Genomic DNA, 17,176 nt, shown 5'->3' on the forward strand with positions numbered 1-17,176 from the left:
TCCATGCCTGCCCTCTTCAGCGTGCGCAGACCGCGCACGACCGCCCGACTGCGCGCACTCCTGGTGCTGCCGCTGATGACCCTGTCGATGCTGGTGGCCGGCACCATGGCCGACGCTCCGAGCGCCGAGGCAGCGTCACTGACCCGCGCCGAGCGCGTGCAGATCGGCTACAACGTCGCCACCAACCAGATCGGCGACCCCTACCGCTACGGCGCCGCCGGGCCAGGGGCGTTCGACTGCTCCGGGCTGCTCTACTACAGCTACCGCAAGGCCGGCTTCGCGGGCATGCCGCGTACGTCGAGCGCGCAGTACGCCTTCGTCCGCCACATCGCCAAGCGGTACCTGCGCCGCGGCGACTTCGTGTTCTTCCACGACGGTGGCCGGGTCTACCATGCTGCGGTCTTCGTGGGGCGCAAGGACGGCAAGGTCATCATCCTGAGCGCACCGCGAAGCGGCACCCGGGTCCGTCGCGAGCTCGCGTGGACCACCTCGTTCTACGCCGGCACCCTGCGTGGCCGGTGATCAGGGACACCTGAGTTCCACGAGGGCGCGCCTCCCCGGAATCCGGGAGCCGCGCCCTCACACTTTGAAACTGAATCAATGTTGTAGACGATCGGAGAATTTCGTGCGCCGTGTCCACCCCTCCCTGACTACCGGCCTTGCTGCCGCCCTGGCGCTGAGCCTCACGCTCACCGCCTGCGGAGGAGATGACAAGGACGACAAGGACGCCAAGGATCCGAAGGGCACCGCCAATGCCGAGGTCCTCGAGAGCACCTGGCCGCTCACCGGCGAGAAGGTCTCGGGTGACGCGTCCTCGAGCAAGAAGCACCCGGTCTACGTCGTCAAGATCGACAACACCGGCAGCAGTGCGCCCCAGATCGGGCTCGGTTCGGCCGACATGGTCGTGGAGGAGCTGGTCGAGGGCGGCAGCACGCGCCTGGCGTCGTTCTTCTACTCCAAGGTCCCCGACAACGTCGGCCCGGTGCGCTCGATGCGTGCCTCCGACATCGGCATCGTGTCGCCGGTCGACGGCGAGATGGTGACCAGCGGTGCGGCCGGTGTCACCATCAGCCGGATCACCCAGGCGGGCATCAAGTTCCACCAGGAGGGTGCCACCGGTTTCTACCGCGACTCCGGGCGCTCCGCGCCGTACAACCTGTTCGTCGACCTGGCCAAGCTCGCCAAGGAAGGGTCGAAGGGCGAGGAGAAGCGGCCCGACGACTACCTGCCGTGGGGCGAGGAGAAGGACCTGCCCAAGGGTCAGCCCGCCACGTCGGTCGCCGCGTCGTTCTCCGCCGGCCACACCACGAACTGGGCGTTCGAGGGCGGCAAGTACCACAACCAGAACACCAACGCCGCCGACGGTGACGAGTTCCTGGCCGACACCGTGCTCGTGCTCAAGGTGCAGGTCGGCGACGCCGGCTACACCGACCCGGCAGGCAACTTCGTGCCCGAGACCAAGTTCCACGGCAAGGGCGAGGCGGTCGTGTTCCACAAGGGCAAGGCCGTGCGCGGCACGTGGAGCAAGAACAAGGCCGAGAGCGCGCTGACCCTGAAGACGAAGGCGGGCGACCTGAAGATTCCCGCCGGTCACGTCTGGATCGAGCTGGTCCCGACCGATGGTGGCAACGTCACCTTCAAGTAGGCACAGCCTTTCGGCGCCCTGGTCGAGCGGCCCCTTCGGGGGTCACTCCGCCAGGGCGCTGCTGCTTCCGGTGACCGGGTCGACGAACTCGACGCCCTGGTCGACCAGGGAGCGCAGGCCCATCAGCATGAACCCGATCGCGGCCTCGACCCGGGCACTGGCCTCCTCGGGGTCCTCGGCGGCCGCGACGCCTTCGCCGGCGCTGCTCAGGGCGCCGAAGAAGATGCGGCTGAAGGTGTCGATCATCGGCTGCTCGAGGTCCCAGGGGCCTGCCGAGAGCACGTTGTTGACCACGTCGAGCACGATCGCGAACGACGAGCGCTCCTCCTGCTCGCGGAAGCGCTCGTAGCCCAGGATGGCGGGTCCCTCCTGGATCACCACCCGGCGGTACGTCGGGTCCTGGACCACCGAGAGGAACGCGCGCAGGCCCTCCGCGGCCTTCTCCCACGGGTCCTTCACGCCCTTGACCGCCTTGGAGATGCTGGCCGCGGCCTCCGCCTCGATGCGCTCGAAGACCGCCTCGAAGACCGCCTGCTTTCCGCTGTAGTGGTGGTAGAGCGCGCCCTTGGTGACCTTGGCCTCGGCCACGATGGCGTCCAGGGACGTGCCGCCGTACCCGTGCTCGGTGAACAGCTCGCTGGCCGCCTCGACCAGGGCCCGCTTGGTGCTGGAGGAGTACTGCTGGCGCCGGGTGGCGCCGGGCAGGTCCGGAAGGGTCGGGAGGCTCGGGATCAGACGCTTCGCTGCGGACTTGCTCATCTGCTCAGCATAGGGCGGCGCGACCGGGACCCTGTGGCCGAGGTCACGGCGTGGTCGGTTTGCGTGCCGAAGGTCGGTTACATACTCTTGGTACGTACCGCCGGTACGTGAAAACGAAAGGAGCTTGACCATGACCTGGGAAGCCTTTCACCACCGTGGGGACGTCCTCCACCGTGTGTTCGACGAAGTACGTGTGCGCCGCGACGGTGTCCTCCCGATGGACCTGCCGGGCGTTGCCGAGACCTTCCGTGACGAGCTCGACCTGCTGGGCGCACTCCAGCTCCGCTGGTCGAGCCGCCTGAGCGGCAAGATCGAGCGCGAGCTATCCAACCAGCCGATGGACCTCGAGGCAGCCGTGATCGCCGCCTGGCGTGCCACGGCCGACGAACTGCCCGGGATCCGCGAGATCCAGGACCACTACCGCTCCGAGCCGGTCGACACGGCGATGTCGCAGGCGATGGCCAAGGCCGCCGCCAAGGAGCGTCAGCTCCTCGCCGTGATGGCCGGACGCGTCTCCGCCCTGGAGGTGGACGAGCACGGCGCCCGCGTGGGTGCCGCGATCGAGGCCGCCGCCCGCGACGGCTACCAGCTGCCCGAACCCGACCCGACTCCCGGGAACGTCCGTTTCCTGGACCGGATCAGGGCGGCGCTCGCGGCCTGACGGCCGCCCCCTGACAGACAGACCCCGGTGTCGACGCACCCGCGGACCTCCCTTCCGCATCTCCCTCCTTCCCCGCGTCGGCCCGGGGCCTGTCTTCATTTCGGCTTGTCTACATTGGGGGCATGGACCCGAGAGCCGGAATGTTGCTGGTGGCCAGCCCCGAGCTGCTCGACCCGAACTTCGCCGACTCCGTGGTGCTGCTCATCGACGCCGATGGCGACGGCGCATTGGGCGTCGTACTCAACCGGCCGTCCATGGTGATGATCGGCGACGTCCTCTCTCCCTGGGCCGACGTGGCGAGCGATCCCGGCGTCCTCTTCTCGGGCGGGCCGGTCGGTGCCGACGGCGCACTTGCCGTCGCCCAGCTCGCCGATGCCGACGACGAGCCCGTCGGGTTCCGCGGGTCCTTCGCCGACATCGGCCTGATCGACCTCGACTCGCCGGTGGAGCTCATCGAGGGCGGCGTGGCCGAGCTCAGGGTCTTTGCCGGGTACGCCGGTTGGGGCGCCTCCCAGCTCGAGGCCGAGATCGCCGAGGGCAGCTGGTACGTCGTGCCGGCGCTGGCCTCCGACCTGTTCCGGGAGGACACCACGACCCTGCGCCGCGACGTGCTGCGACGACAACCCGGAGCCATGGCGTGGGTCTCAACACGTCCGGTCGACCCCTTGATGAACTGAGTTCTGATCTACAGTGGTGGGCGTGAGCAACCCGATCGGATTCAGCCAGACAGACGTTCTCGAGGACCGTCGCACGGTCCCGACCGACGAGGGTGACCACGAGCGGTTCTCGCACTATGCGCCGAAGGACAAGGTCATGGAGGCCATGGTCATGGGCACGCCGGTCACCGCGCTGTGCGGCAAGACCTGGGTGCCCAGCCGGTCGCCGGAGAAGTTCCCGGTCTGCCCCGAGTGCAAGGAGATCTGGGAGAGCCTGCCCCACGGCGGGGATTCCGAGTGACGGGACGGCCCCCCGAGGCCGTCCCACCCGCAGCACTGACTCCGGCCTGGCCGGAGCGTGCCGCATGGGGGACCGCCCAGTCGCTGCGTGCCTGGCAGTCGGCGGCACTCGAGAAGTACTTCTCGGCCTCTCCACGTGACTTCCTCGCAGTGGCCACGCCCGGCGCCGGCAAGACCACGTTCGCGCTGACCGTGGCCGCCGAGCTGTTGGGCCGACGCGTCATCGACCGGATCACGATCATCGCGCCGACCGAGCACCTCAAGACCCAGTGGGCCGAGGCGGCCGCGCGGGCCGGCATCCCGATCGACCCGAACTACTCGGCCGGTCAGGGCAAGACCTCCCAGGACTACGTCGGCATCGCGCTGACCTACGCCGGTGTCGCGGTGAACCCGCTGGCCCACCGGATCCGCACCGAACGGTTCAAGACACTGGTCATCCTCGACGAGGTGCACCACGCCGGGGACGCGCTCTCGTGGGGTGACGGCGTACGCGAGGCGTTCGAGCCGGCGCACCGCCGCTTGGCCCTGACCGGTACGCCGTTCCGGTCCGACACGAACCCGATCCCGTTCGTCACCTACGTGCCCGCTCCCGAGCTGGGCCCGGGCGCGATGGTGTCGGTGGCCGACTACACCTACGGCTACGGGCAGGCGCTGGCCGACCACGTCGTCCGGCCGGTGCTGTTCATGGCCTACTCCGGCGAGATGCAGTGGCGCACCCGCGCGGGCGACGAGATCTCCGCCCGGCTGGGCGAGCCGCTCACCAAGGACCAGAACGCCCAGGCGCTGCGCACCGCGCTCGACCCGCAGGGGTCCTGGATGCCCTCGGTGCTCCAGGCCGCCGACCGGCGGCTCTCGGAGGTACGCCGCCACGTGCCCGACGCCGGCGGCCTCGTGATCGCCAACGACCAGGACTCCGCCCGCGCCTACGCCAAGCTGCTCAAGGCGATCAGCGGCGAGGCGCCGACCGTCGTACTCTCCGACGAGAAGGCGGCGTCGAAGAAGATCTCCACGTTCACCGACTCCGAGGACCGCTGGATGGTCGCGGTGCGGATGGTCTCCGAAGGTGTCGACGTGCCGCGCCTGGCGGTCGGCGTCTACGCGACGATGATCTCCACCCCGCTGTTCTTCGCCCAGGCCGTCGGCCGCTTCGTGCGTGCCCGCCGCCGCGGTGAGACCGCCTCGGTGTTCCTGCCCTCGGCGCCCAACCTGCTGGTGCACGCCTCCGAGATGGAGGTCGAGCGCGACCACGTGCTGGGCCGCAAGGTCACCGACGAGGACGACATGTTCGCCGCCGAGGAAGACCTGATGAACCAGGCCAACGCCGCCGAGTCGGCCTCGGGTGACGAGGCGCTCGGCCCGTGGGAGGCGCTCGGCTCGCAGGCCACCTTCGACCGGGTGCTCTACGACGGCGGTGAGTTCGGCCATGAGGGCGAGGTCAGCGTCGGCTCCGAGGAGGAGATGGACTTCCTCGGCATCCCGGGGCTGCTCGAGCCCGATCAGGTGCGCGACCTGCTGCGCACCCGGCAGTCCGAGCGGGCCGCGAAGACGAAGAAGCCGAAGCCGGCCGAGGGCGACAGCATCGCCCAGGTCTCGACGCACGAGCAGCTGGCGATCCTGCGCCGCGAGCTCAACGGGCTCGTGGCCGCGTGGTTCCACCGCACCGGTCAGCCGCACGGCGTCACGCATGCGGCACTGCGCAAGGAGACCGGCGGACCGGCTGCGGCCGTCGCGACGGCCGACCTCTTGCACAAGAGGATCGACACGTTGCGCGAGTGGGCCGTCCGCAAGTCGTCCTGATGGCGTGGACTCGTGTCTCGACACGCCGGTCGCGGCTTCGTTCCTCAGCCGCGCGGCTGCTCGACGCGCCTCGCCACGCCGTGCACTCCACGGTCGTGCACGGCTAGGCTCAGCGCATGGCCACCGAGACTTCCCAGACCCTCGATCGTGGCCTCCACGTGCTCCGGGTCCTCTCGCAGAACCAGGCGGGACTCACCGTCACCGAGCTCGCTGCCAGGCTCGAGGTCAACCGCACCGTGGTCTACCGGTTGGTGGCCACCCTCGAGCAGCACGCGCTGGTCCGCCGTGACGCGCGCGGCCGGCTGCACGTCGGGCTCGGCGTACTGCACCTCGCCTCGGCAGTGCAGCCGGTGCTGCGCGACATCAGTGTCCCGGTGCTGCGTGAGCTCGCCGAGAGCACGGGCTGCACGGCCCACCTGACCGTCGCCGACGGCGAGGAGGCGCTGGCCCTGGCCGTGGTGGAACCGTCGTGGACCGACTTCCACGTCGCCTACCGGGTCGGTGCGCGCCACCCGCTCTCCCAGGGCGCCGCCGGCAAGGCGATCCTGCTCGGCCGCGAGACCGCGGCGCCGCGCTACGCCGTCACGGCGGGGGAGCTGCAGGCCGGCGCCAAGGGCATCGCCGCCGCCGTCCGCGGTGTCGACGGTCTCGAGGCCTCGGTCGGCATCGTCACCCTGGGCGCCCTCGACGTCGAGAAGGTCGGCCCGCGGGTCGCCGCTGCCGCTGCCGAGGTCGCCACCCGCCTCGCCTGACCAGCGCCAACCGTGGGTTCTTGATGCGCCAACCGTGGGTTCTTGCGCCTCGAACCGTGGGTTCTTGATGGCCCAGCGCAAGGATCCACGGCTCGGACATCAATGATCCACGGTTCGCGCATCAAGAATCCACGGTTCGGGTGAGGGGGAGGACGCGGAAGGGGATCTGCTCGGCCAGGGCGATGACCGTGGTGGAGCGGACGATCGCGGGGTCGGCCAGCACTCGGTCGATGACCCGCTGGAGGTCTGCGTTGGAGCGCGCCACCACGCGCACCCACATGTCGCCGGCCCCGGTGATCGTGTACGCCTCCAGCACCTCCGCGATCTGCTCCAGCTTGCGGGCCACGCTGTCGTGGCCGCCGAGGTCGATGTTGTCCTGGCGGATCTCGAGGGTCAGGAACGCGGTCACCGGGTAGCCGAGCGCCCCCGGGTCGAGGTCCGGCCCCCAGCCGGTGACCACCCCGCTCGAGGCCAATTTGTCGAGTCGCGCCTGCACGGTTCCGCGCGCGACGCCGAGCCGGCGAGAGGCCTCGAGTACGCCGACCCGCGGCTCCCGGGCGAAGAGATCGATCAATGTGGCATCGAGATCGTCCATCGCTACGCTCCTTCTGGACAACATGCACAGTGTTTCGACGTACTGTTGCACATCTTGTCGCTGGTGGACAGGCTGAACCCATGACTACGACTGCTTCCACGGGCGGCGCGCTGACCGCCGACGAACTCAAGGCCGACCTCACCCTCGACCAGCTCAAGCAGCTGGTGGGTCTCGTCGAGTACGACGCGTCGAGCGACCCGTTCCCCGTGGTGGCCCAGGACGCCGTGTGCTTCGTGGTCGGCAACGCCACCCAGACCGCGACCTTCTACCAGCTCGCACTGGGCATGGAGCTCGAGGCCTACCGCGGTCCCGAGAACGGCTGCCGCGACTCGAAGTCCTACGTGCTTCGCTCCGGCTCGGCCCGCTTCGTGTTCACCGGCGGCGTCACGCCGGGCAGCCCGGTGCTCGAGCACCACCGCAAGCACGGCGACGGTGTGGTCGACCTGGCCATCGAGGTCACCGACGTCGACAAGTGCATCGAGCACGCGCGCGCCCAGGGCGCCACGGTCCTGGTCGAGCCGCACGACGAGACCGACGAGCACGGCACCGTGCGCCTCGCCGCGATCGCGACATACGGCGAGACCCGGCACACGCTGATCGACCGCTCGAAGTACGACGGCCCGTACCTCCCCGGCTATGTGGCGCGCTCCACCACCGTGGCCCGTCGTGAGGGCCACCCGAAGCGGCTCTTCCAGGCCATCGACCACTGTGTGGGCAACGTCGAGATCGGCCACATGGACGAGTGGGTGACGTTCTACAACAAGGTGCTGGGCTTCACGAACATGGCCGAGTTCATCGGTGACGACATCGCCACCGACTACTCGGCGCTGATGTCGAAGGTCGTGGCAAGCGGCAACCACCGGGTGAAGTTCCCGCTCAACGAGCCCGCGATCGCGAAGAAGAAGTCGCAGATCGACGAGTACCTCGAGTTCTACGACGGCGCCGGCTGCCAGCACATCGCGCTGGCCACCAACGACATCCTGCGCAGCGTCGACATCCTGCGCGACAACGGCATCCAGTTCCTCGACACCCCTGACTCCTACTACGACGACCCCGAGCTGCGCAGCCGGATCGGCGAGGTGCGGGTGCCGATCGAGGAGCTGAAGAAGCGCAAGATCCTGGTCGACCGCGACGAGGACGGCTACCTGCTCCAGATCTTCACCAAGCCGATGGGCGACCGCCCCACGGTGTTCTACGAATTCATCGAGCGCCACGGCTCGCTGGGCTTCGGCAAGGGCAACTTCAAGGCGCTGTTCGAGGCCATCGAGCGCGAGCAGGACGCCCGCGGCAACCTCTGACTCGGGGGTGGCCACAACGTGGTGGATCACACGCACCAGGTGCGGGTGATCCACCACGTTGTGATGGGAAGTGCCCGGTGACCGATCAATGAGCGCGTGCAGTAGGTCGCGCGGCACCCCTGATCCTGTGCGCCCGAGTGGGCTCGGGGATACTCCACGGGTGACGCCAGCCCTCGATCCCCGCTCCGCGAGGGTCCTGGTCGCGCTGCCGATCGTGCTGGCGATGCTCAGCATGATCGGCCCGTTCAGCATCGACACGCCTTTCCCGGCGTTCGACCAGATGCGCGACGAGTTCGAGGTCGGGCCTGACCAGCTGCAGCTGGTGGTCACCGTCTACATGCTGTCGTTCGCGGCGATGAGCATCTTCCACGGCCCCCTCTCGGACGCGGTCGGCCGCAGGCCGGTGATCATCGGCTCGGTCAGCGTGTACGTCGTCGCGTCCGTCGGCTGTGCGTTGGCCCCCTCGCTCGGGTGGCTGCTGGTCGGGCGCGCTGTGCAGGGGCTCTCGGCCGGTGGCTCGACGATCGTGAGCCGCACGGTCATCCGCGACGTGTTCGAGGGGCCGCAGGCGCAGAGGCTGATGAGTCGCGTGGCGATGATCTTCGGACTTGCTCCCGCGATCGCGCCGATCGTCGGGGGAGCCCTGCTCCAGCTCGGTCCGTGGCACCTCGTCTTCTGGTTCATGGGCGTGCTCGGCCTGGTGCTGATCGCGGCGACCCTCTTCGTGCTGCCCGAGACGCACCCGCCCTCCGCGCGTGTGCCCTTGCGGGTCGGGGAGATCCTGCGCGGCATCGGCGAGGTCGTGCGCCAGCCGTCATTCCACCGCGTCGCCTGGGCCGGGACCTTCGTCTTCGGGGCGCAGTTCCTCTACATCGGCGGCGCCGCGATCTTCGTGGTCGACGTGCTCGGCCAGGGTGAGCTGGACTTCTGGAAGCTCTTCGTGCCGATGATCGGCGCGATGGTCGCCGGCTCGTGGGTCAGCGGTCGTACGGCGGGGATCATCGAGCCCGTGCAACTGGTGACGGTGGGTTTCGGGATCGCCCTCGTCGGTGCCGCAGTCGGCGTGCTGGTCTCACTGACCAGCCTGGGCTCCGAGCTGCCGTGGGCCGTGGTCGGCCTGGCCGCTGTGGCGTTCGGCAACGGCCTGGGTTACCCGATCGTGCAGTTGATGATGCTCGACCTGCTGCCGACCCGACGCGGCGCCGTGATGTCGGGCGCCACGTTCGTGACCTTGGTCTTCAACGCGGTGGTGGCCGTCGCCGTCACGCCGTACGTCGGCGGCACGGCGCTGGGCTTCGCTCTCACCTCCTTCGTCTTCGTGGTGCTCGGCGTGGTGTGTTGGGCATGGCACCGGCGGGCGCTGCGCCGCGGGATCGCGCCGCTCACCGCCTGATCCGCTCGACCACGACCGTGCCGGCGAACTTGTCGTGCAGGGCTTGGCGTTGGGGATTGCCCAGTGCCCACAGGCAGTCGACGAGGATCCAGCTCCAGCTGGCCACGACGGCCAGGAGCAGCCAGCCTGACCCGCTCTCCAGCTCCTCCGCTGACGCGGGGAGCAGTGCCACCGTGCTGATCACGTAGGGGACGCCCGTTTGCGCGGCGAGCCGACGCAGGATCACTGACCAGGTCAGCCTGCCCGGCCCCAGGGCTGGTTGGATCGAGAGTCGGCACAGCATCTTTGCCGGGGTGGCGGAGAGCCCCCGCCACCAGAGGGCGAACCACAGCGGCACCGCCAGGAAACTGACGGCCAGTGCCACCGGGGTCGGCAGGAGGACTGTGGCGAACAGCAGGAGCAGGTTCACCGGCACCAGCAACAGGCTGTCGAGGACGTAGAGCCAGAAGCGGGTCGACATTGCCGCGATGACATAGCGCGTGGAGGGTTCAGCCGAGATCTGAGTCATGCAGGGACGCTAGAACGGAACCGGCCGGGGCTGCAGAAGTTATCCACAGCCCCAGCCGGTTCGTCGTACGACGTGGTCAGTCGATGTCGCCGACCAGCACCGCCTCGGCCTCCTCGGAGGAGTGGGCGGACGGCGCTTCGTGGTGCACGCGGAGGTGCTTGCTGCCGACGGCCATGATGATGAAGCCGATCACGACGACGCCCGCACCCATCCAGAACGGCGCACTGGCGTTGATCTCCTCGCCGAGACGACCGGCGGCCCACGGTGCGACCGCTCCGCCGGAGAAGCGCACGAAGCTGTACGCCGAGGAGGCGACAGGCCGCTCGACCGGAGCAGCGCCCATGACCGCCTCGGTGATGAGGGTGTTGTTGATGCCCAGGAACGCGCCGGCGACGATGATGCCGACCACCAGGACCGTCTTCGATTCCGTGAACAGCGCCATCACGGCGAGGTCGGCCGCGAAGAGCGCGAGGGCGACCAGGATGGTCGGCACCGTGCCGAAGCGGCGTTGCAACGCGGGGGCGGTCCACACCGAGGCGACGGCCAGGAACAGGCCCCAGCCGAAGAAGATCCAGCCGACCTGCGAGGCGGTCATGTCGAGCGGGAACGGTGCGAAGGCGAGCAGCGTGAAGAAGCCCATGTTGTAGAAGAGCGCGGTCAACGCGATGGTCAGCAGGCCGGGGTGGCGCAGCGCCTTGAACGGGTCGGCGAGCGAGGTCTTGCGTGGCGAGGGCGGCGTCGGCGGCAGCAGGAACGCGGTGGCGATCAGCGCGATCAGCATGAGCACGGAGACGCCGAAGAACGGCGCCCGCCACGAGATCGAGCCGAGCTGTCCGCCGACGATCGGTCCGACCGCGATGCCCAGTCCGAGTGCGGCCTCGAAGAAGATGACCGCCTGCCCGGCCGTGCCGGCCGAGGCCACCACGATCGTCGAGAGGGCGGTGGCCACGAAGAGTGCGTTGCCCAGCCCCCAGCCGGCGCGGAACCCGACGATGGCGCCGATCGAGTCGGACATGCCGGCCAGGCCGGCGAACACGATGATCAGCAGGAGGCCACTGAGCAGCGTCCGCTTGGCGCCGATGCGCGAGGAGATGACGCCGGTGATGAGCATCGCGACGCCCATCACCGCCATGTAGCTGGTGAACAGCAGCGAGGTCTCGCTCGGGGTTGCCCCGAGCTCGTCGGCGATCGGCTTGAGGATCGGGTCGACCAGGCCGATGCCCATGAACGTGATGACACAGGCGAAGGCCACCGCCCACACGGCCCGGGGCTGCCGGAACGTGTCGCGGAAGGTGGGAGCGGGGGAGTGGTCGGTCGGTGGTGCGGTGGTCACTGCGTGCCTTTCGGGGACGTGCCTTCGAGGACTCCGCGCAGCACGGCGACGGCCGTGGCGAGATCCTCGGTGGTCAGGGTGGGATGTGCGTCGATGGCCGAGGCCACGGCCTCGGCGTTGCGGCGTCGTACGACGGCCAGCGCCGTGCGCCCGGCATCGGTGAGGTGCACGAGTGACGCGCGGGCGTCGGTCGGGTCGACGGTCTTCTCGACCCAGGCGCGCTCGACGAGGCCGGCGACGGCGCCGGACATCGTGGGTTGCGAGGTGCGGTCGTACGCCGCGAGGGCGCTGATGCCCGACGGCCCGTGCTCGTCGATGAGGGACAGCACGCGCATGCCGGCGGCGGGTGTCTCGTGGATGTTCTGGCGCGAGGCGCGCAGGACGCGGGCGGCGTACGTGACGAGGTCGCCGGCCAGGGCGAGCGGGTCAGGTGGTTGTGCCATGCATCCATTATTGCATAGGAAGCCTATGTAAATCCAGAGAGCCTGATCCGGCCGTCGTGGAGTGACTTCCTCAGCCGGCGGGCGAGGTGGCGGCCGGGAAGGGCGGCCGACCGGTGCCGGTGACGCGGAACCTGCCCCAGGGATCGACGTCACTGAGGCGGGCCGGGGCGGTGAGATCGCCCGCGCGGACTGCCACGTTCGCTCCGCCGCGGCAGGTCTCTGACAGTGCGACGTTGGGAGCGATCCGTCCGTACCAGTGGAAGTGGCCGTCGATGGGCTGGAACGATCCGCGCAGCGTGACCTCGACCGGGATCTCGGTCTCCTCGGTGATCACCGTCGCGGCCCCGGACCACTCGTCGAGCTCGTAGGGGTCGTGTTCGCGGACCGTCATGTGCGTCGTCCCTTCGTGATCGGGGTCGGCCTCTTCGAGGGTGTGTCGAGTGCGGTGAGCGGGACGCCGTACTCCTGGGAGATGCCCTCGAACGCATGCCACACGAAGGCGGTCAGGTAGCGCGCGACGGCTTCGCGCGACATCGTCTCGCGAGTCAGCCACCACTCGCCGGTGCTGAGTCCGAGGCCGACCAGTCCGTGCGACCACGGCTCGGCGCCCGCCGCGTCGACGCCGAGGTGGCGCAGGGTGTCGCCGAGGATCCGCGCGAAGGTCGTGGCGATGCGCTGCTTGCCGTCGGCCAGGGGGTCGTTGCCGTCGCTGCGGTGGCGCACGAGGAGCAGGAACACCTGCGGGTGCTCGGCGATCGTGGACAGGTAGCCGTCGACGCCGCGCGCCACCTTGTCGCGGATCGGGGCGTCGGTGAGGAGCGCCGGGACGATCCGGTCGAGCACCTGCTGGGCCGCCCAGCTGCCGACCTCGGCGTGCAGCTCGGCCTTGTCGGAGAAGTAGCGGTAGAGGACGGGCTTGCTGACCCCGGCCTCCTCGGCGATCGCGGCGATGCCCACATCGGGCCCGTGTCGGTCGATCGAGGCCACTGCGGCTGCCACGAAGTCGGCACGTCGCTGGTCTCGGTGGGCGTCCCATCGGGTGGTGCGGCCGTCGGCGGATCCCTTGACTGGTCGGGTCATGTGAGTCACTCTAGCCTTAGTGTTACTCGAAGTTACAGTTAAACGTCGTGCCAATGTCGAAAGGACCTCGCTCGTGGCCCTCATGGATCCGCTCTCCGACCGCCTCCTGAAGTCGTCGGCCCGTCAGTCCTACGACCCCGAGGTCGACATCGACTGGGACGCGCCGCCGGTGCCCGGCCTGCACTGGATGCAGCCCGAGCGCACCTCCCTCTACGGCACCGACCTGTGGGACGGTCTGACCCCGGAGCAGCAGATCGAGCTGACCAAGCACGAGGTGGCCTCGATCGCCAGCGTGGGCTTGTGGTTCGAGATCCTGCTGATGGAGATCCTGCTCCGCGACGTCTATCGCAGCGACCCGCGCACCGGCCGCACGCACTACGCGCTGACCGAGATCGCCGACGAGTGCCGCCACTCCACCATGTTCGGCAAGGCGATCGGCACATTCGGCGCCCCGGCCTACGGGCCCAGGCCGCACATCCACAAGCTGGCGCGGGTCTTCCCGCCGATCGCGCGTGGCGCCGCGGCGTACGCCTCGATCCTGATCGGCGAGGAGCCGGTCGACCGCTGGCAGCGCGACATGATGAAGGACGAGCGCATCCAGCCCCTGGTCCGCATGGTCTCGCGCATCCACGTGCTCGAGGAGGCCCGCCACGTCACCTTCGCCCGGGAGGAGCTGGAGAAGTCGGTGGCGACGATGTCGCGCGCCGAGCGCCTCTGGGCGCAGACCCTCACCGCGCAAGGTGCCTTCATCATGATGCGTTCGCTGGTGCACCCCGACGTCTACAAGGCGGTCGGCATCGACCCGCAGCTCGGACGGCGTACGGCGTTGGGCAACCCGAACTACCGCGCCACGATCGCGTGGATGGGCGAGAAGGTCATGCCCTACCTCGAGGAGCAGGGCATGGTCGGCGGCGGCGCGAACCGCAAGGCATGGCGGGCGTCCTTCCTGCTGACCTAATGGGCATCACCGGAGGTTCGTCGTGTGTCTCGCACCCTGTGCACGCACCTCGCGGCGTTGTCGGAGACTCGACGGGGCTCCGCCCCGCCATCGCTCCTCCGCCTTGCGATGCACGCACCCAGGGCACGGGCCACCCCCGACGAACCTCCGGCGATACCCACTAATGTGATCGGCATGCGCCTGCGCGGGGACTGGTACGCCGCGGGCGCCGTCGCGCTCGTGTTGTCCGTGTTCAGCGGTGGCTACGGCTATCACCGCGACGAGTTGTACTTCCGGATGCTTCCTCCGGACACCGGGTACGTCGACCAGCCGCCACTGACCCCGTTCCTGGCCCGGCTGACCCGCGACCTGATCGCCGACCAGCAGTGGGCGCTGCGCATTCCGGCGACGGTGTGCGTGGCCGCCTCGGTGCTGGTGATCGCCGCGATCACGCGCGAGCTCGGCGGCAGCCGGCGGGCACAGGCCCTTGCGGCGTGGGGCTACGGATTCGCCGCCGCCACGTTGATGATCGGGCACCTGCTGGTCACCTCGACCGTCGACCTCCTGCTCTGGCCCGCGCTGGTGTGGACGGTGCTGCGAGCCATGCGTTCCCCGCGCTGGTGGCTGGTGACCGGTGTGCTCGGCGGGCTGTCGACGTACAACCGCTGGCTGGTGGTGGTGCTCGCCGCCGGCCTGGTGCTCGGCCTCCTGCTCGTGGGGCCGCGTCGGGTGTGGCGGCGTCCCGAGCTGTGGGGCGGAGTCGGGTTGGCACTGTTGGTGGCCGCGCCCAACCTGGTCTTCCAGGCGACCCACGACTGGCCGCAGCTCGCGATGGGCGAGGCGCTGGCCGACAACAACGCCGACGAGGTGCGCACCCAGGTCTGGCTGATGCTGGCCTTGCTTCTCGGGGTGCCCCTGCTGCCGATCTGGGTGGCCGGGTTCGTGTCGCTGGTGCGGCGTCCCGACTGGCCCGAGCATCGCTGGCTGGCGGTCGCCTTCGTCGTGCTGGTCGCCTTCACGTGGGGCAGCGGCGCACAGGTGCACTACCTGATGGGGCTGCTGCCGGTGATGTTCGCCGCCGGCTGTGTGCCGGTCGCCGACTGGACCGTGTGGCACCGCGGCCGCACGGCCCTCGTGGCGGGCGGGGTGGCCCTCAACGCAGCGGTGGCTCTGGTGCTCGCCCTGCCCCTGGTGCCGGTGGATGCGGTGGGTGACACCCCGATCCCCGACGTCAGCCCGCTGGTCGGTGACACCGTCGGCTGGCCCGAGTACGTCGCGCAGGTGGCCCGCGCGCACGAACAGGCCGGCGGCGGCGACGTGCCGATCATCACCTCGAACTACGGCGAGGTGGGGGCGGTGGACCGTTTCGGCGCCGACCTGCCCGCGCCGTACAGCGGCCAGAACGAGCTCTGGTACGTAGCACGCCCGCCGGACGATGCTGACACGATCGTGATGGTCGGCGCCCAACTGGCGTCGATCGAACGTCACTTCACGTCGTGCGAGGTCGTCGCGCGTCTGGACAGCGGCGAGGGCGTCGACAACGAGGAGCAGGGCGAGCCGATCGCCATCTGCACCGGACCGCTCACCCCGTGGCGCGACCTGTGGGCGGAGTTCCGGCACCTCGACTGACGTCTGCCGACTACTGCCAGATCCACGAGCGCACGCCGCGCGCCCAGTCGCGACAGGCGGCAGCCGTGCGCGACACGGCGCGGCCCACCGCACGGGCGACCACGCCGACGGCCTTCACCACCGGGCGGAACGGCCAGTAGAGGACGAGGGCCACCCGGGTCACGCCCCTCCAGAGGTGGCCGGCCACCCGGGCCAGCCATCGCCAGCACGCCGCCGCCATGCCCGCCGCGATGGTGAGCACCGGACGGAGCCGTCGCCAGACCCAGAGGCATCCCGCGGCGACACCGCGCCCCAGCCAGGCGATCAGGCCGAGGACCGCGTCCGCGATCCACACGAACGGAAACAGCACGATGAGCAGCACGGGTCGCAGCACCCGGCGCCACACCCAGCCCAGGCCTGTGGCCAGCACCCCGCCAAGAGCGCACAACCCGCGCCACAGTTGGGCACACGCCCAGCGGACCGGGAAGAGCAGCCACCAGACGAAGCGGCCGATCGCCGCGAACAGCGCGCCGAACGCCCGGGCGATGCCGCGACCGATCCAGCAGAGCAGGTCCCAGAGCATCACGAACGGCACGAACGGGAGAGCGACGATTCGCTGCACGGTGGAACGGGTGGTCGACGGCGGGGGCTGATGGTTCACGCGGGTCGTGATGCCCCGTCATGGGCAAGGAGAAACTCGCGCAGCGCGGTGAGGTCGTCGGCGATGATCTGGTCGACCCCGGCGGACAGCAATTCGGGCCACATGTGCTGGTTGGTGCCCCAGAACCTGGCGCTGCGACCGGTCCGGTGGATCTCGCTGACCACGCGCCGCAAGCCTTCCCGTTCGCCGGACGGGATGCGCCCGCGCCCGTCCCAGTCGAAGAGCTTGCCGAACTTGGCGCTGATCGTGGTGGTCACCGCGGACAGCCCGTCGACGAGGTCTCCCGGCCTGCCGTCGCGGGTCGCGTAGCGCACCTGCTGCGAGGCCATCAGCACCGGATCGGTGTGGCCGCTGACCACGACCGTGACGGGTCCGCTGAGGCGGCCGTCGTTGCGGTGCTGGGTGAAGAGGTCAGCGCGGCGGGCCAAGGCATTGTGGATCGCAAGGTACGACGACCGTGCTTCGCTCTTGACATCGATCAACAGGGTCAGCGGCCAGTCCGGCCAGACGTGCCCGCGGTCTTCGACCAGTGCCCCGAGCGGTTCGAGGTAGAGGGACTCGAAGGTGCGGTCGGGGAGAAGGTCCTTCGTGCCGTGGCCGACCAGCAGCCGACCGCCCTCGAGGAACACGTCGACCTCGATCGCCGTGAAGCCGTGGGCGAGGGCGTCGAACAGCGGTCGCTCGCGGGCGTAGTCGTTGTGCGCGAACGCACGCCGCAGCGGCGACCCGATCTCCACCTCGTCCGGCATG

20 protein-coding genes are annotated in these 17,176 nt (G+C 69.6%); 11 read left to right on the forward strand and 9 right to left on the reverse strand.

The window, feature by feature from the left end; all coding sequences use genetic code 11:
* The first annotated feature begins 3 nt into the window (after nucleotides 1-3).
* The gene (locus tag ASD30_RS00460; protein ID WP_056675334.1) at nucleotides 4-522 is read left to right on the forward strand and encodes a C40 family peptidase; all 519 of its coding nucleotides are present in this window, start codon (nucleotides 4-6) and stop codon (nucleotides 520-522) included.
* Nucleotides 523-625: 103 nt separating this feature from the next.
* Complete coding sequence (locus ASD30_RS00465) at nucleotides 626-1,645, forward strand: DUF3048 domain-containing protein (protein ID WP_056675337.1); 1,020 nt, start codon at nucleotides 626-628, stop codon at nucleotides 1,643-1,645.
* A 42-nt stretch (nucleotides 1,646-1,687) separates the two neighbouring features.
* On the opposite strand, the gene ASD30_RS00470 is transcribed toward ASD30_RS00465, so the two are convergent.
* A complete protein-coding gene (locus ASD30_RS00470) occupies nucleotides 1,688-2,404 on the reverse strand; it encodes a TetR/AcrR family transcriptional regulator (RefSeq protein WP_056675341.1) in 717 nt (238 codons plus the stop codon).
* 130 nt (nucleotides 2,405-2,534) lie between these two features.
* Between ASD30_RS00470 and ASD30_RS00475 the strand changes: the two genes are divergently transcribed.
* The 5 genes from ASD30_RS00475 to ASD30_RS00495 all read left to right on the forward strand — a co-directional run bounded on the left by ASD30_RS00475 (nucleotide 2,535) and on the right by ASD30_RS00495 (nucleotide 6,570).
* Nucleotides 2,535-3,065, forward strand: coding sequence for a hypothetical protein (locus tag ASD30_RS00475; RefSeq protein ID WP_056675343.1), 531 nt, complete (start codon nucleotides 2,535-2,537; stop codon nucleotides 3,063-3,065).
* Between the two features lie 122 nt (nucleotides 3,066-3,187).
* The gene (locus ASD30_RS00480; protein WP_056675347.1) at nucleotides 3,188-3,742 is read left to right on the forward strand and encodes a YqgE/AlgH family protein; all 555 of its coding nucleotides are present in this window, start codon (nucleotides 3,188-3,190) and stop codon (nucleotides 3,740-3,742) included.
* A gap of 34 nt (nucleotides 3,743-3,776) precedes the next feature.
* Nucleotides 3,777-4,022 carry a DUF3039 domain-containing protein gene (locus tag ASD30_RS00485; RefSeq protein ID WP_056679010.1) on the forward strand — a complete coding sequence of 82 codons (246 nt, stop codon included), beginning with the start codon at nucleotides 3,777-3,779 and terminating at the stop codon, nucleotides 4,020-4,022.
* A complete protein-coding gene (locus ASD30_RS00490; protein ID WP_056675350.1) occupies nucleotides 4,019-5,818 on the forward strand; it encodes a DEAD/DEAH box helicase in 1,800 nt (599 codons plus the stop codon). The genes ASD30_RS00485 and ASD30_RS00490 overlap by 4 nt, the downstream gene beginning before the upstream one ends.
* 116 nt (nucleotides 5,819-5,934) lie before the next feature.
* A complete protein-coding gene (locus ASD30_RS00495) occupies nucleotides 5,935-6,570 on the forward strand; it encodes an IclR family transcriptional regulator (RefSeq protein ID WP_056675351.1) in 636 nt (211 codons plus the stop codon).
* Nucleotides 6,571-6,691: 121 nt separating this feature from the next.
* Here ASD30_RS00495 and ASD30_RS00500 read toward each other — a convergent pair whose 3' ends face one another.
* Complete coding sequence (locus ASD30_RS00500) at nucleotides 6,692-7,165, reverse strand: Lrp/AsnC family transcriptional regulator (protein WP_200951058.1); 474 nt, start codon at nucleotides 7,163-7,165, stop codon at nucleotides 6,692-6,694.
* A gap of 80 nt (nucleotides 7,166-7,245) precedes the next feature.
* Between ASD30_RS00500 and hppD the strand changes: the two genes are divergently transcribed.
* Nucleotides 7,246-8,463, forward strand: coding sequence for a 4-hydroxyphenylpyruvate dioxygenase (gene hppD / locus ASD30_RS00505; RefSeq protein ID WP_056675357.1), 1,218 nt, complete (start codon nucleotides 7,246-7,248; stop codon nucleotides 8,461-8,463).
* A gap of 160 nt (nucleotides 8,464-8,623) precedes the next feature.
* Nucleotides 8,624-9,856 carry a multidrug effflux MFS transporter gene (locus ASD30_RS00510; RefSeq protein ID WP_200950141.1) on the forward strand — a complete coding sequence of 411 codons (1,233 nt, stop codon included), beginning with the start codon at nucleotides 8,624-8,626 and terminating at the stop codon, nucleotides 9,854-9,856.
* On the opposite strand, the gene ASD30_RS00515 is transcribed toward ASD30_RS00510, so the two are convergent.
* From ASD30_RS00515 to ASD30_RS00535, 5 genes are all read right to left on the reverse strand, one after another.
* Complete coding sequence (locus tag ASD30_RS00515) at nucleotides 9,846-10,364, reverse strand: RDD family protein (protein ID WP_082563456.1); 519 nt, start codon at nucleotides 10,362-10,364, stop codon at nucleotides 9,846-9,848. The genes ASD30_RS00510 and ASD30_RS00515 overlap by 11 nt on opposite strands.
* A 76-nt stretch (nucleotides 10,365-10,440) precedes the next feature.
* On the reverse strand, nucleotides 10,441-11,697 hold the full coding sequence (locus ASD30_RS00520; RefSeq protein ID WP_082563457.1) for an MFS transporter: 1,257 nt from the start codon (nucleotides 11,695-11,697) through the stop codon (nucleotides 10,441-10,443).
* Nucleotides 11,694-12,140 carry a MarR family winged helix-turn-helix transcriptional regulator gene (locus ASD30_RS00525; RefSeq protein ID WP_056675363.1) on the reverse strand — a complete coding sequence of 149 codons (447 nt, stop codon included), beginning with the start codon at nucleotides 12,138-12,140 and terminating at the stop codon, nucleotides 11,694-11,696. Before ASD30_RS00525 ends, ASD30_RS00520 begins: the two co-directional genes overlap by 4 nt.
* A 70-nt stretch (nucleotides 12,141-12,210) precedes the next feature.
* On the reverse strand, nucleotides 12,211-12,531 hold the full coding sequence (locus tag ASD30_RS00530; RefSeq protein ID WP_056675366.1) for a DUF4873 domain-containing protein: 321 nt from the start codon (nucleotides 12,529-12,531) through the stop codon (nucleotides 12,211-12,213).
* On the reverse strand, nucleotides 12,528-13,220 hold the full coding sequence (locus ASD30_RS00535) for a TetR/AcrR family transcriptional regulator (RefSeq protein ID WP_056675369.1): 693 nt from the start codon (nucleotides 13,218-13,220) through the stop codon (nucleotides 12,528-12,530). The genes ASD30_RS00530 and ASD30_RS00535 overlap by 4 nt, the downstream gene beginning before the upstream one ends.
* A gap of 82 nt (nucleotides 13,221-13,302) precedes the next feature.
* On the opposite strand from ASD30_RS00535, the gene ASD30_RS00540 reads away from it, so the two are divergent.
* Nucleotides 13,303-14,178 carry an AurF N-oxygenase family protein gene (locus ASD30_RS00540; RefSeq protein ID WP_056679020.1) on the forward strand — a complete coding sequence of 292 codons (876 nt, stop codon included), beginning with the start codon at nucleotides 13,303-13,305 and terminating at the stop codon, nucleotides 14,176-14,178.
* A 174-nt stretch (nucleotides 14,179-14,352) separates the two neighbouring features.
* Nucleotides 14,353-15,786: a glycosyltransferase family 39 protein gene (locus ASD30_RS00545; protein ID WP_056675374.1), complete on the forward strand. Its 1,434-nt coding sequence runs from the start codon at nucleotides 14,353-14,355 to the stop codon at nucleotides 15,784-15,786.
* A gap of 10 nt (nucleotides 15,787-15,796) precedes the next feature.
* Here ASD30_RS00545 and ASD30_RS00550 read toward each other — a convergent pair whose 3' ends face one another.
* Together ASD30_RS00550 and ASD30_RS00555 are read right to left on the reverse strand one after the other, a co-directional pair.
* The gene (locus tag ASD30_RS00550; protein ID WP_056675376.1) at nucleotides 15,797-16,426 is read right to left on the reverse strand and encodes a hypothetical protein; all 630 of its coding nucleotides are present in this window, start codon (nucleotides 16,424-16,426) and stop codon (nucleotides 15,797-15,799) included.
* Nucleotides 16,423-17,175: a hypothetical protein gene (locus ASD30_RS00555; RefSeq protein ID WP_056675379.1), complete on the reverse strand. Its 753-nt coding sequence runs from the start codon at nucleotides 17,173-17,175 to the stop codon at nucleotides 16,423-16,425. The genes ASD30_RS00550 and ASD30_RS00555 overlap by 4 nt, the downstream gene beginning before the upstream one ends.
* Nucleotide 17,176 lies beyond the last annotated feature (1 nt).

This window comes from Nocardioides sp. Root140 (assembly GCF_001426745.1).
GTDB lineage: Bacteria > Actinomycetota > Actinomycetes > Propionibacteriales > Nocardioidaceae > Nocardioides.